The sequence below is a fragment of the Aquirufa beregesia genome (assembly GCF_011090385.1).
Lineage (GTDB): Bacteria > Bacteroidota > Bacteroidia > Cytophagales > Spirosomataceae > Aquirufa > Aquirufa beregesia.
Genome location: NZ_SEWW01000002.1, coordinates 384,963 through 398,581, shown reverse-complemented (window position 1 = coordinate 398,581; position 13,619 = coordinate 384,963). Strand labels below are relative to the sequence as shown.

Genomic DNA, 13,619 nt, shown 5'->3' with positions numbered 1-13,619 from the left:
ATCATGCTGTATCGTTTATACCCTACCCTACTCAATTCTTACGCTTTATATCTAAATCAATCACGCGATGGAAACGGCAAAATTATTGTCGATGAAATTGAAATGATTGAGCGTATCAATCGGGTTAAAAAGCCAACTACCGTAGCACAAAAAAAGGGGGTGGATTTTGAACGAGCAGTTACACTGGGTGAAGGGGAAGAATTATTCCAAGAAGGGGTCATTGATAAAGCGAGGGAATTATTGCCCAATAAATATAAAACCCAGTTTTATGTAGAGTCTCGCTATAAAAATGCCATGGTATATGGCTATGTAGATGGCGTGGGTGATAAGACAGCTTTTGATTTAAAAAGTACCTCTTTCTATGAGCCTGGTCGTTTCGCTAAAAACCATCAAAATCTCTATTTACTGGGACTTCAGAAATATGGCATCGAGCAATTGGATTATGTCATCACTGATTTCAAGGATGTCTATGTCGAATCCTACCTTTTACAATCAGTGGACTTCAATCCATTATACCAACAAATAGAAGGTTTCATTTCCTTTTTGGAGGAAAATAAAAAATTCATTCGAGATAAAAAGATATTTGACCGCAAGGCAAACGACAATCAATTATCCTTATTCGAATAAATTTTCAGGTGATTTTTCACATGTTGAAGGTCGGAGATTTGCCAAATTGCTTCTGAAGCATGCGACAAATTATAATGTATAGCTGGAATCCCAGCTTGATTGGCCCCATGGATATCTGCATGCCAATTGTCCCCTACCATCAAGGCCTCATGAGCTTGACAATTCGCTCGTTGGAGCGCATGTTCGAAAAAGGCGATTTCAGGTTTTTTGGCGCCTACTCCTTGAGACGTAATTAATTCCTTAAAATGATGCCCAAGACCAGAAGATGCCACTTTGATATGTTGAATATCTTCAAATCCATTCGTTAAAATATACAAAGGGAAATGCGGAGAAAGGGCTTCCACCAATTCCTGAGCACCTTTCATCAAATGGGTTTTACGAGGTGTTCTAAATAAAAAATGCTCTGAAAACTCATCGGCAGGCCCTTGTACTTTTATGGCTTCAAAAAAGCGTAAAAAACGAGATTCGCGTAATTCACTTTGAGAGATCAAGCCCATTTGATAATCATCCCATAAAGCCGTATTGATTTGTTGATAGGTATCCCAAATAGAGGAGACAGATAGCGGACTTTGTTTGTCTAAGCCAAATTCTTCCACTAGTTCCAGTATCACTTCTTGGGAATTACGGTCATGGTCCCATAAGGTATGGTCCCAATCAAAAAAAATGGCTTTAGGCTGAAATATCATCCAACAAAGGTAATAATCATTTACCTTTGCGAAGCCTTTATGAGCAATATACTATGGAGCATCAACTGAAATTAACCAAACCGCTTGCCTTCTTTGATTTAGAAACAACCGGAATACAGGTACAAAAAGATAGAATCGTGGAAATTTCCATAGCCAAGGCAAACATTGATGGCACGATTGATATCAAAACTCGTCGAGTAAATCCAGGAATTCCTATTCCGCTGGAAGCTTCTTTGGTCCATGGAATTTACGATGAGGACATCAAAGACGAGCCCAATTTCAAACAAATTGCCAAATCCATGGCCCAATTTTTAGAGGGTTGCGATTTAGCAGGATTTAATTCCAACCGCTTCGATGTACCCATGTTGGTGGAGGAGTTTCTGCGCAGTGACGTTGATTTTGATACAAAAAGCAGACGCTTGGTAGATGCTCAACGGATATTCCACATGATGGAACCGCGTAATTTAACAGCAGCATATAAGTTTTATTGCCAAAAAGACCTGATAGGAGCTCACGGTGCTGAAGCGGATGTTTTGGCTACTTTGGAAGTATTAAATGCCCAGGTGAAGCATTACGAAAATACGGCTATGAAAGATGCCGAGGGAAATGAGTATTACCCTATTCAGAATGATGTAACTGTTTTACATCAACTAAGTGCTTCTAATTCCATTGATTTTGCCAATCGGATGGTGTATAATAAAGATCAAGTAGCGGTATTTAACTTTGGCAAATACATTGGAAGACCGATAGCAGATGTGTTAAAATCGGATCCCTCGTATTACGATTGGATGATGAAAGGGGATTTTCCGATGGACACCAAACGGAAATTGACGGAAATTAAATTAAAAGGATTTCAGCGTTAGCCCCCTAGATAATTTCTATTTTGTCAGTTTATTTCCTATTTTTGCCCCGCATAAAAGCATTCGTTTGAATAGGCAATTTGTTTATTTGACCATTACATTTTTACCATGCAATCCATACCCGAAATAATACGTACCATTCCATTGACCAATTACATCATGCTGAGTTCAGCCTTGTTTTGTATTGGAATATTGGGTGTACTTACTCGCCGAAATGCCATCATCGTATTTATGGCCATTGAATTGATGCTTAACGCGGTAAATTTATTGCTAGCAGCATTTTCTTCGTATTACTCCGATCCTTCAGGACAAATATTTGTCTTTTTTATTATGGCCGTAGCCGCCGCCGAAGTGGCTGTGGGCTTGGCGATTATCGTTATGATTTATCGTAACATTCAAAGCATCGATATTGGTGTGCTTAATAAGTTAAAAAATTAATTTCAGCACAATTTCATCGCATATTCGACTATGTCATTACTTCTATTAATTCCTCTTTTACCACTGATTGGTTTTGCCATCAATGGTTTGGCTTATCCGAAATTATCGAAATCAATCGCTGGAATCGTGGGAACTATCCCTCCATTAGTAGCCTTTGTGATCTCTCTTCAACTATTTTTAAACTTTGATGGTCAGACTCAAATCATTCAATTAGCTGATTGGATCAAAGTAGCTGATTTAAGTATTCCTTTTGCTTTCCAGATAGATGCCTTATCCATCATGATGCTATTGGTCATCACAGGTGTAGGTACCTTGATTCACTTGTATTCTATGGGCTATATGGCTCATGATGCTGGTTTTGGCAAATTTTTCTCCTTTTTAAACCTCTTTATCTTCTTCATGTTGATCTTGGTTTTAGGAGCCAACTTCACGGTATTATTCATTGGTTGGGAAGGTGTAGGTTTGTGCTCATATTTATTAATTGGATTCTGGAATCAGAAGAACAGCTATGGGGATGCCGCCAGAAAGGCCTTCATTATGAACCGTATCGGTGATTTAGGATTCTTGGTAGGTATATTCCTATTGATTCAAGAGTTTGGAACCACGGATTATCAAACGATTTTTTCAACAATTAAAGACGGAACCGAAGTAGGTAATATTGGCCTAATCGCCTTCTGCTTGTTCATTGGTGCCATGGGTAAGTCTGCCCAAATACCCTTATTTACTTGGTTACCGGATGCGATGGCTGGTCCAACACCGGTTTCCGCTTTAATACATGCTGCTACCATGGTAACGGCCGGTATTTACATGGTTATCCGTGCCAATGCCTTATTTGAATTAAGTCCAGAAGTATTGCATTTTGTCGGTTGGATTGGTTTAGCCACAGCCTTATTAGGTGCGGCCATTGGCCTATTCCAAAATGACATTAAAAAAGTATTGGCCTACTCAACTGTATCTCAATTGGGATATATGTTCATGGGTCTTGGTGCTTCCGCCTATACAGCTTCTTTTTTCCATGTGATGACTCACGCTTTTTTCAAAGCTTTGTTGTTCTTAGGAGCAGGATCGGTGATACATGCCATGTCGGATGAACAAGACATTCGTAAAATGGGAGGTTTAAAAAGTAAAATGCCTATTACCTATTTGACTTTCTTATTAGGTACTATTGCCATTTCTGGAATTCCTCCATTTGCAGGATTCTTTTCCAAAGATGAAATCTTAGCTGCTTTGTATCACCACGACTTTGCTATGTGGTGTTTAGCGATAGTAGGCTCAGCCTTGACGTCCTTTTACATGTTCCGCGTTTTCATTCTAACGTTTTGGGGTGATTTTAGAGGGACAGAAAAACAAGCTTCTCATTTGCATGAATCTCCCTGGAGCATGACTATCCCATTAATCATCTTAGCGGTATTCTCAGTAAGCGGTGGTTTAATTAATTTGCCTCACTTTGCAGGAGGGAATGAATTCCTAGCACATTGGTTAGCCCCTATCTTACCCGAGCCACATACTGCGGGAGAGGTTTCTTTCTTTAGTTTAGAAATGGGAGCCCCTTTATTAGCGGCATTCTTACCTGCTATTTTAGCCATCTATTATTTTGGAATTCAAAAAGCAGTTCCAGGAAGTGATGAGTCGATTCAAGGTATACAAAAAGTCATTTATCGTAAATTCTATATTGATGAAATATACGATTTCGTATTCGTACGTCCCATCCAAGTATTATCTACTTTCCTTGCACAGGTAATTGATTTCTTGGTGATTGACTTAATCGTGGAAGGTGTTGGTAAAACGGTTAAAACGGCTTCAGATGAAATTAGAAAAGCTCAAACTGGAAATGTAGGTTACTATATTTTTATGATGGTCGTATCTATTGCGCTTATCTTAGTTTTAACGCTTCGCTCACGAATATTATAATTCATCTTTGAAATAATAAGGTATGTCTTTACTATTTATACTCTTTTTCCCACTTGTTATAGGCGCCATTCTTTTGGTTGCAAAGCCTAAACAAGCTTTTGCTATCTCATTGATAGCGTCCATCATTGAATTAGTTGCCACCGTACTGGTCCTACAAGATGCCGCTGCTGCTGAAAATGGTTTAGTATTCACGAAACCTTGGATTGAAGAAGCAGGTATTTCATTTTCCCTTTGGGTAGATGGAGTCAATGGTATTCTAATTGCTCTTTGTGCCCTAATGGTTCCATTCATTGTTGCTACTACTGCAAATTCGGATAAAGCTAATAACTCGCAATACCAAGGTTTAATGTTGGCCATGCAAACGGCTTTGATGGGAGCATTTTTAGCTAAAGATGCCTTCTTATTTTACTTTTTCTTTGAGGCCTCTTTATTGCCAATCTATTTCCTAGCAGCCATTTATGGAGGAGAAAACAAAAATGCTATCACCTTCAAATTCTTTGTGTATACTTTATTTGGCTCATTATTCTTATTGATTGGTTTAATCTATGTGTATTTAGTTACACCAGGTAGTCATTCATCGGATATTGAAACCTTATACCAAACGGCCATCATGTTGCCAGAGCATATTCAAGGGAATTTATTCTTAGCCTTTTTTATTGCTTTCGCCATCAAGATGCCTATTTTCCCATTCCACACATGGCAACCAGATACCTATACAGTAGCTCCTACCCAAGCCACCATGCTACTTTCAGGTATCATGTTAAAAATGGGTACCTACGGACTTATTCGTTTGGTTTTACCGATGTTCCCATTGGGAATCATTACTTGGGGAAACACCGCTACCATCCTATCGGTGATTGGAATCATTTATGGTTCAGTTATTGCCATTCAACAAAAAGATGCCAAGCGTTTATTGGCCTATTCATCTTTTGCTCACGTTGGCTTGATGTCGGCAGGTATTTTAAGTCAAAGTTTAGAAGGTATTCAAGGGGCTTTATATCAAATGTTATCCCACGGTATCAATATAGTAGGTCTATTCTTCATTATTGAAATCATTGAAAGAAGAACAAAATCTAGAGAAATAGCTCAAATGGGAGGTATTACCCAATACTCCTACGTATTAACTGTAGCTTTTGTTATTCTAAGTTTAGGTTCCGTAGCCTTGCCTTTGACAAACGGATTCATCGGTGAATTTTTACTATTAAAAAGTGTATTTGATCATGACATGATCCTAGGTATAGTAGCAAGTATCACCATTATTTTAGGTGCTGTTTATACCTTACGTTTGATTCAAAAGACTATGTTTGGTAACTTTTCTCGCATCACCAAAGACTTTGAAGACTTGAGTTCTGCCGAGAAATGGGTATTAATTCCACTTTGTGCTTTAGTTATTGGAGGTGGAGTTTACCCTACATGGATTTTAAATTTAACTGAACCAGGTGTTCAGGCTTTGGTTTCTTTATTAAAATAGAAGCCCAAAAATACATAAACAGCATCGCATACAATTATGACGGCTATCATTGCTTTATCTCTTTTTGGTATTAGTAATTTATTCTTAGGATTTTGGTTCCCAAGAAAAACAATACAATTGATCACCCTATTATTTTTAGTGGTGTCCATGGCTTTGACAGTTTCTGACTGGAATCATGAATTATTGTGGTTTGGAAACATGTTTCGTACCACCAATACCTCCATTAATTTTAGCCTTATCATACAATTAGCGGCCTTTTTTGTCGTCGCATTTTCTAAGGCATTTGGTCAAGATGATGAACACACTCATCCCGCAGAATATTATGCCATCATGTTATTTTCTGTTGTAGGAGCTATTTTAATGGTTTCTTTTGACCATATGATTGTCTTATTTGTGGGATTAGAAATCTTGTCGGTAGCTATGTATGTTTTGACAGGTAGCGATAAAAGAAATCTGAGATCCAATGAAGCCGCTATCAAGTATTTCTTAATGGGCTCATTCACCACGGGTATCTTACTTTTTGGGATTACGCTAGTGTATGGCGCAACCCGTTCTTTTTATATTTCCAACATCGGCACCATACTAACTAGCACGGCACCTGAATCCATGCCTAGCTTCTTGTTCATTGGTGTGTTATTAATCATTGTCGGATTATTATTTAAAGTTTCTGCTGCGCCATTCCATTTTTGGACTCCCGATGTATACGAAGGAGCACCTACCATCTTCACCATGTTTATGTCAACCATAGTGAAGACCGCCAGTTTTGCGGCATTATTTCATTTAGTTTCAGGCATCTTTGGAAGTCTCTATACCATATGGGTACTTCCCGTATATTTCATCAGTATGTTAACACTGGTCGTAGGAAATATTTCAGCGGTATACCAGCAAAGTGTCAAAAGAATGCTTGCCTTTTCGAGTATTTCTCATGCAGGTTATCTTTTATTAACTGTTAGTTCCAAGCAAATTAGCACCACCTCTAGTATTCTATATTATTCACTTTCGTATACGCTAGCGACAGTGGTGGCATTTGCCGTATTGATCTTAGTTTCAGAATACCAAAGTGCGCGCGTAGAGAAACCTGAAAACTTCAGTTCATTTGAGGGATTAGCTAAAAACAACCCTGGATTAGCATTATGCTTTAGTATTTCTATGCTTTCATTGGCTGGTATTCCATTGACTGCAGGTTTCTGGGGTAAATTTTTTATTTTCTCAGATACCTTTAGTAGAAATATCATCTACCCAGTCATTTTAGCCATCTTAATGTCGGCTGTAGGTATTTACTATTATTTCAAAGGCATCATAGCTGTTTATTTAAAAGCAGGTGAGATCGAAAAAATAGAGGTTCCTGCGCTATTCAAAATAGCTCTTTGGACCTGCACATTGGGAACCATTATTTTAGGCATTTACCCTAGCTTAGTAAAAAGCGTTTTCTAATCATTAGCCATTTTGAGCAAATCGAACTCTAAACTATTTAATAAAAAAGACCTATTAGCCTATTTCCTCATTGCAGGAACTGGGGCTATTGTTCAATTGGTAGCTGGAGGCCTTATTAAAGATTGGTTCAAAGTAAGTTACGAAGAGTCCATTTTACCCGCTTATTATATTTCTCTGGTTGTCGGCTTTATTTTAACCAAATTATTTGCCTTCAATGCACGCCAGTCTCAGCAAACCAGAAGAGAAATGATCAAATTCTTAATGGTAGCCTCCTTTTCGGGCTTCGTCACCTGGTTTTTTAGCGTGATTCCTTATCGTGGATTGAACTTAATCATGAGTGATTTCTATTGGAAAATACCCTATTCTGTCAAAAAAATCAACCTCACTCAAGTACTTACCACCATCAATGGGATGGGCTTTAGTTTTGTATCAAACTATGTTTTACACAAATCTTTTACCTTCAAAAGCAGTGGTTTTTACGACCGATTCAAGGATTTAATTCGCTAATTTTATTCAATTCTTAGAAATACTTAAGATTTACTTAATATTTTTAAGATCCCCCAATAGGCCTATTTTGATTTAAATAGGCTTTTTCAATTATCATATCCTCAATACTTAAAAATTTCTTAAAATTTTTGTCGAAATAATTGGTAGATACAATTCAATCCATTAGTTTTGTAGCTCAAACCTTAAATATCAAAAAAATGAAAAAAGTATTCGCTCTAGCTTTCGTTGCTGCAATGGTAACTTTGGCATCTTGTGGTGAGAAAAAAACTGAAGCTGCTGCTGATTCTGTAGCTGTTGATACTGCTGCTGCTGCTGCTGTTGATACTGCTGCTGCTGACACTGCTGCTGCTGACACTGCTGCTAAGAAATAATTTCTAAGCAAAAGAGAGAAAGGTCCTTCGCGTGCGAAGGACTTTTTTTATGCCCTTTCCCCAAATGGTCAAAAGTAAACGAATACAATCCTTTTTCGATCATTTCCCCGCCAGCGTAGCTGAGTATTGTTTTCAGCTTTGGCAAGATTATTCCTTTGACTTTATTGTCAGTAAAGAACGAGGTTCCAAATTAGGCGACTACCGTTTTTCTCCCAAAAAAGGGCATCAGATTACAGTCAACCATAACCTCAATCCTTATGCTTTTTTGGTTACTTACATTCATGAAGTCGCTCATTTAACCACGTACTTAGCCTTTAAAAATAACGTGTCTCCCCACGGCAAAGAATGGAAACAGGAATTTTACAACTTGTTTGAACCCATCCTTGACCCTGAATTACTCCCTGAACGTTTCGTTTCTGTACTACAGACCTACCTGAAAAACCCGACAGCATCTTCATCTATGTATACTCCCTTAGTGGAAGTACTAAAAACGTTTGATCCAGAAACTCCCTTAATCAGTTTACATGAATTAGAAGAAAATCAATTGTTTTTTCTAAAAAACCTCCGATTGGTCAAAGGGAAACTTCGTAGAACACGTTACATTTGCAAAGAACAGATTAGCGGAAAACTCTATTTAGTAGCCAAAAATGCCCAAGTTAGCCTATTGGAAAACCAATCCACCGATTAATCCTGGACATTTCTTCTTGGGTTTCATTTTTATTTTCTTAATTCCCTTCATTAGCCTAACACAAACCCTTTCTGTCTTATCAGCAGGAACTTGGACTAAAATTGCCATTAGCCAAACTGGCGTCTATCAAATAAATAAAGAATGGCTCCGTAAAAATAAGATAGATCCAAGCGGCATCAATCCCCAAAAAGTAGTAGTCTATCAAGGTCAACGAGGGGTACTGCCCCAACTAACTACTAGTCCTAGAACCTCCGACTTAGAACCAATAGCCAGTTTATTTCTGGGAGAAGAAAATGGAATTTGGGATGATGGTGATCAAATTTGCTTTTTTGCTGAATCTTCTCATTTGACTAGTTGGGATAAAGAACAAAAAAAATGGAAAACCAACACCCACCCCTACAGTGATTCCGCCTTCTATTTTATTCGTTGGGATAGTCCCAAAATCACAAGAATCAAACAAGGTACCTGGGAAGCTGGCCAAGAACCCAGTGTAGATTTTGCTTGGTCACACTTTCACTATCAACCTGACTTGACGAATGCTATTCTATCAGGAAGACAATGGCTCGGTGATGCCTTTTATGGGAATAGTGAAAAAATCATTCAATATCCTATCAAAGATTATAAAGAAGGTAAAGCTGCCCAGCTATTTGGACAATTGGCCTCCAGCTCGATTAAAGTAGGAACGTTCACTTTTAATATAGAAAACAACAGCCTTTCTCCTTGGATTTTAGGGAGCATATCAGGGGACCGTTATGATCAAAAAATTCAAACCAAAGAATTCTCAACATGGGTCATTCCTGCCATTAAAAATAATCAATGGACCTGGAAAATAAATTACGCCAATTCAGTTGGAACGGGATACCTCAATAACCTTTCGTTCAATTATCCCCGGCTGTTGAATGCCACGAATGAAAATCCCTTGTACTATTTCACTAACATTCAAGATTCTACCTTTTCCATTTCCATTCAAAACCTAGCCAAACAACATCAAATTTGGATTAAAAATGGGGAACAAGATTGGCTTAGTTTAAATAATTCCATTGCCAAAGGCAAAATCACCACCAAACCAGGAAGTCAATTATTGCTTTTTGATCCTGGCAAATTAAGTACTCCTAGTTTTATTCAGCATATCGAAACCCAGAATATCAAGCAAAGCGCTACCAGTGAACTCATCATCATTACAAGCCCAGCTTTACGAATTGCCGCAGAAAAACTTGCCCTATATAAAAATACGAAGGCCAATCTCAAAACCTCTGTCATTACTACTGAATTAATTTACCACGAATATTCCAGTGGCAAACAAGACGTTACTGCCATTCGGGATTTTTTATATGATCAAAAAAATAGAGCAGATGCTCACCTACGTTATGTGATACTTTTGGGCGACGCTTCGCTAGATTATAAAAACAAAAATTCAGTTGCCTCTACCTCAGAAAAAGCCAGTTATGTCCCCACATATGAAAGCCGAGAATCATATCATCCTTTACTGAGCTATGCCTCAGACGACTATTATGGGTTTCTAGCCCCTGGTCAAGGGGAATGGACAGAAGGAGATTCTCCTATCAATGAGAGTCTTTCAATTGGTGTAGGTAGATTACCTGCCAGAAACCCTCAGGAAGCCATGGTATTGGTCAATAAGCTCATAGATTATAGCGAAAAACAAAAATTGGCTGGAGCTTCCTTATTTCAATTTACCTGGATTGCCGATGATGGTGATTCCAATTTACATGTTCAAGATGCCGAAGATTTTTCTACTAGTTTAGCCAAGGGCAATCCCATTTTTCCGAAACAGAAAATTTACTTGGATCAATATCCCATGGAATTAAGTAATGGGATATACACTTCTTCTGCCACTAAATTACAGGTGAAAAAGGCTTGGGAAAAGCAAGGTGATTTCATCCATTTTATCGGACATGGAGCGGAAACTGTTTGGACGGATGAAAAAATATGGACGACGGAGGATATACAGAAAATCACCAATGCCCAACATCTTCCTTGGATACTAACTGCCACTTGCCAATTTGGGAGATTTGATGATCCCAATGTATTATCAGGCGCCGAATTAAGCCTCGTTTCAGATCAAGGTGGAGCCATAGGTTTAATCAGTACCACTAGACCCGTATTTCAAAGCAGCAATTATGTCTTTGGCCAAGCTTTTTATCGGCTTATCCAAGAACATAGCCATGACAGCAATTACCGAATGGGGGATTTGTTCCGCGATACCAAAAACCAAAGCCATGCGGGAGTCATTAATCGAAATATCAGTTTAATGGGAGACCCATCCTTAGCATTGCCTTGGGTCTATCAGTCGATTAACCTACCAATAGATACGCTCATGGCAGGATCTGAAATTCCCATCATACTTACTATACCTGCTGGTTTAGATGATGTTGAGCTGTATTTAATCAGTCCTAAGCGTGCTCAAAAAACCTTAGGAACCAAAACTCCAGTCTTTTCCTATGAATTGGAAGGAGAAATATTTTGGAAGATATCCAGTAAAATCAACGACAGCAAACTCTCTTTCTCGCCAAAAAGTATTCCTCAAACTTTGAACAACTTACACGATGTGACCCTTAAAGTGATAGGCAAGGACCAAGCTGGAAAGGTGTGGGCAGGAGCTAAAACCATGTATCTCAAAGCCAGCAATCAAGCTTTAGCTGACAAGCAAGCTCCCAGCATCCAAATAAGCTTGGCTAATGAACCCAATATCTGGGCTACCAGCTCGAAACCTCAATTAGCGATTCAATTAAAAGATGATGTGGGATTTCTGTGGCAAAAAGTCAATGGGGACATCAGTTACTTCTTGGTAAACGACACCTTAAAAGTACCTCTCTTGGATTATTTCAAACCTCGATCAGGTCTAGCCAACGAGGGGACGGTGTTGTATCCATTCCAAAATCTGGTACCCGGCGAATACAAGATTCAGGTAAAATGTTACGATGTAAACAATAACATGAGCGAGTCATCGTTTCGTTTTCAAGTTTCGCAAGAGAATCTTACAGCTAGTTTTTGCCTAGTTTATCCAAATCCATTCCAAGATCAGTTGACTATTCGCCTTTGGCAAGATAAATTCTGGTCGGATTACCTGTATAATTTCAAAATTATCAACCTGTTGGGACAAACAATTGTGGAAAAAACGGGAAATTTACTCGGTGGTGGGACTGAATACATTGATCTTTCTTTCGTATTCAATGAAGTTGAGATAAGAAATATAGGAATGGGGGCTTATTATATGCTTGAAATGAAAGATATAAGTGGTTCAGGTTTCCGTAAGTACAAGGGCAAAATAGCTACCTTAAAATAAATTTTGACAAATATTTTAGCTTATAAAACAACAATTAGCGTAAAAATGCCTATTTTTGGACTTCGCTTTATGCTGAATAGACTCTCTAATTTTTTTAAACAATGACGACAAACAATTCATTATTCCCAAAAGCATTATTAACCTTGGTAGCAGGTTTGATTAGTTCGTATGCATTTGGACAAGCATTAGTTTCTGGTCAAATAAATTCAGGAAGAATTCCTACACCAACCATGTTATTCTTGAATGTTGCGCCAGATGCACGTTCGGCTGGGATGGGAGATGCTGGTGTCGCTATTTCATCGGATGTAAACGCCATTTATTGGAATCCAGCTAAATTGGCTACGGCTGAGAAAGACTTAGGATTCTCTATTTCATATACACCTTGGTTAAGAAACTTGGTGAATGACATGGCTCTTTACAATATTGCTGGTTACAAAAAAACTAGCAAAGATCAAGCATTTGGATTCTCGATCAACTATTTTGATCAAGGTTTGTTCCAAGCAACTACTTCAACAGGACAAAGTGCAGGTAATTTCAATTCAAAAGAATATGCCATTACTGCTACTCACGCTCGTAAATTATCCAACACGTTATCTTTAGGTGTTAATTTAAAATATATCAACTCCAATTTATTAGGAAACTACACAGGAACCAATGGTTCAGGTGTGGCAATGAAGCCTGCTCAAACAGTAGCTGCTGACGTAGCTTTGTATTGGAACAGCGTTTCTGCTAAAGAATGGAAATACACATATGGTTTAGTTTTGTCTAATATCTCTGGTAAAGTTTCTTACGGTGGTGTGGATAAAAACTTCATTCCTACTAACTTACGTTTTGGAGTGGCTACGACCAAAGATATTTCAGAAGGAAATCGTTTAACATTTACTTTGGATTTCAACAAGTTAATGGTACCTACACCGTATTCAATCGATGCTAATGGTGCTAAGGTTGGAAATGATCCAAATGACGCAACAGCTATTGGTGGTATCTTTAGTTCCTTGTTCGACGCTCCAGACGGATTCGGAGAAGAGTTAAAAGAAATCACAACTTCGATTGGTGCTGAATACTTATTCAACAATTCATTCGCTTTAAGAACTGGTTATTTCAATGAAAGCGAAATGAAAGGTAATCGTAAATATTTCACTTTCGGTGTTGGTTTTAAATTAGACCAAAAATACGGATTTGATTTTGCTTACTTAGTTCCAACAGGTTCTGGTAGCCCATTAGCTAATACACTTCGTGTGTCATTATTAGCTGCTATCAATAACGGTGCTTCTAAGAAATAAGCTAACATACATGTTTTGATTTCAAATGACATTCCTCGG

The 13,619-nt window shown here is 38.2% G+C and carries 12 protein-coding genes; 11 read left to right on the top strand and 1 reads right to left on the bottom strand.

Annotation, left to right across the window (positions count from 1 at the left end):
• Window positions 1-3 precede the first annotated feature (3 nt).
• On the top strand, window positions 4-627 hold the full coding sequence (locus EWU23_RS05685) for a hypothetical protein (protein ID WP_166229705.1): 624 nt from the start codon (window positions 4-6) through the stop codon (window positions 625-627).
• Here the strand turns inward: EWU23_RS05685 and EWU23_RS05680 are convergent.
• Window positions 606-1,313, bottom strand: coding sequence for a YjjG family noncanonical pyrimidine nucleotidase (locus EWU23_RS05680; protein ID WP_166229703.1), 708 nt, complete (start codon window positions 1,311-1,313; stop codon window positions 606-608). The genes EWU23_RS05685 and EWU23_RS05680 overlap by 22 nt on opposite strands.
• 53 nt (window positions 1,314-1,366) lie before the next feature.
• Between EWU23_RS05680 and EWU23_RS05675 the strand changes: the two genes are divergently transcribed.
• The 10 genes from EWU23_RS05675 to porV all read left to right on the top strand — a co-directional run bounded on the left by EWU23_RS05675 (window position 1,367) and on the right by porV (window position 13,580).
• Window positions 1,367-2,176 carry a 3'-5' exonuclease gene (locus EWU23_RS05675; protein ID WP_166229701.1) on the top strand — a complete coding sequence of 270 codons (810 nt, stop codon included), beginning with the start codon at window positions 1,367-1,369 and terminating at the stop codon, window positions 2,174-2,176.
• Between the two features lie 105 nt (window positions 2,177-2,281).
• Window positions 2,282-2,611 (top strand): NADH-quinone oxidoreductase subunit NuoK, encoded by a 330-nt coding sequence (gene nuoK / locus EWU23_RS05670; RefSeq protein WP_109324234.1) that lies wholly within the window; start codon window positions 2,282-2,284, stop codon window positions 2,609-2,611.
• Between the two features lie 30 nt (window positions 2,612-2,641).
• Entirely contained in the window at window positions 2,642-4,522 is a 1,881-nt protein-coding gene (gene nuoL / locus EWU23_RS05665; RefSeq protein ID WP_166229699.1) for an NADH-quinone oxidoreductase subunit L, read from the top strand.
• 22 nt (window positions 4,523-4,544) lie between these two features.
• Window positions 4,545-5,993 (top strand): complex I subunit 4 family protein, encoded by a 1,449-nt coding sequence (locus EWU23_RS05660; RefSeq protein ID WP_166229697.1) that lies wholly within the window; start codon window positions 4,545-4,547, stop codon window positions 5,991-5,993.
• A 36-nt stretch (window positions 5,994-6,029) separates the two neighbouring features.
• Complete coding sequence (locus tag EWU23_RS05655) at window positions 6,030-7,427, top strand: NADH-quinone oxidoreductase subunit N (RefSeq protein ID WP_166229695.1); 1,398 nt, start codon at window positions 6,030-6,032, stop codon at window positions 7,425-7,427.
• 12 nt (window positions 7,428-7,439) lie between these two features.
• Window positions 7,440-7,934: a GtrA family protein gene (locus EWU23_RS05650; RefSeq protein ID WP_166229693.1), complete on the top strand. Its 495-nt coding sequence runs from the start codon at window positions 7,440-7,442 to the stop codon at window positions 7,932-7,934.
• A gap of 140 nt (window positions 7,935-8,074) precedes the next feature.
• On the top strand, window positions 8,075-8,305 hold the full coding sequence (locus EWU23_RS05645; RefSeq protein ID WP_129027369.1) for a hypothetical protein: 231 nt from the start codon (window positions 8,075-8,077) through the stop codon (window positions 8,303-8,305).
• 49 nt (window positions 8,306-8,354) lie between these two features.
• On the top strand, window positions 8,355-8,993 hold the full coding sequence (locus EWU23_RS05640; RefSeq protein ID WP_166229691.1) for a SprT-like domain-containing protein: 639 nt from the start codon (window positions 8,355-8,357) through the stop codon (window positions 8,991-8,993).
• On the top strand, window positions 8,953-12,297 hold the full coding sequence (gene porU / locus EWU23_RS05635; protein WP_166229689.1) for a type IX secretion system sortase PorU: 3,345 nt from the start codon (window positions 8,953-8,955) through the stop codon (window positions 12,295-12,297). The genes EWU23_RS05640 and porU overlap by 41 nt, the downstream gene beginning before the upstream one ends.
• 101 nt (window positions 12,298-12,398) lie before the next feature.
• Window positions 12,399-13,580 (top strand): type IX secretion system outer membrane channel protein PorV, encoded by a 1,182-nt coding sequence (gene porV / locus EWU23_RS05630; RefSeq protein WP_166229687.1) that lies wholly within the window; start codon window positions 12,399-12,401, stop codon window positions 13,578-13,580.
• Window positions 13,581-13,619 lie beyond the last annotated feature (39 nt).

Coding starts and splice junctions, on each gene's coding strand:
- EWU23_RS05660 (WP_166229697.1), top strand. CDS start 4,545: ATGTCTTTACTATTTATACTCTTTTTCCCACTTGTTATAGGCGCCATT.
- EWU23_RS05685 (WP_166229705.1), top strand. CDS start 4: ATGCTGTATCGTTTATACCCTACCCTACTCAATTCTTACGCTTTATAT.
- nuoK (WP_109324234.1), top strand. CDS start 2,282: ATGCAATCCATACCCGAAATAATACGTACCATTCCATTGACCAATTAC.
- EWU23_RS05680 (WP_166229703.1), bottom strand. CDS start 1,313: ATGATATTTCAGCCTAAAGCCATTTTTTTTGATTGGGACCATACCTTA.
- EWU23_RS05675 (WP_166229701.1), top strand. CDS start 1,367: ATGGAGCATCAACTGAAATTAACCAAACCGCTTGCCTTCTTTGATTTA.
- porV (WP_166229687.1), top strand. CDS start 12,399: ATGACGACAAACAATTCATTATTCCCAAAAGCATTATTAACCTTGGTA.
- EWU23_RS05640 (WP_166229691.1), top strand. CDS start 8,355: ATGCCCTTTCCCCAAATGGTCAAAAGTAAACGAATACAATCCTTTTTC.
- EWU23_RS05655 (WP_166229695.1), top strand. CDS start 6,030: ATGACGGCTATCATTGCTTTATCTCTTTTTGGTATTAGTAATTTATTC.
- nuoL (WP_166229699.1), top strand. CDS start 2,642: ATGTCATTACTTCTATTAATTCCTCTTTTACCACTGATTGGTTTTGCC.
- porU (WP_166229689.1), top strand. CDS start 8,953: ATGCCCAAGTTAGCCTATTGGAAAACCAATCCACCGATTAATCCTGGA.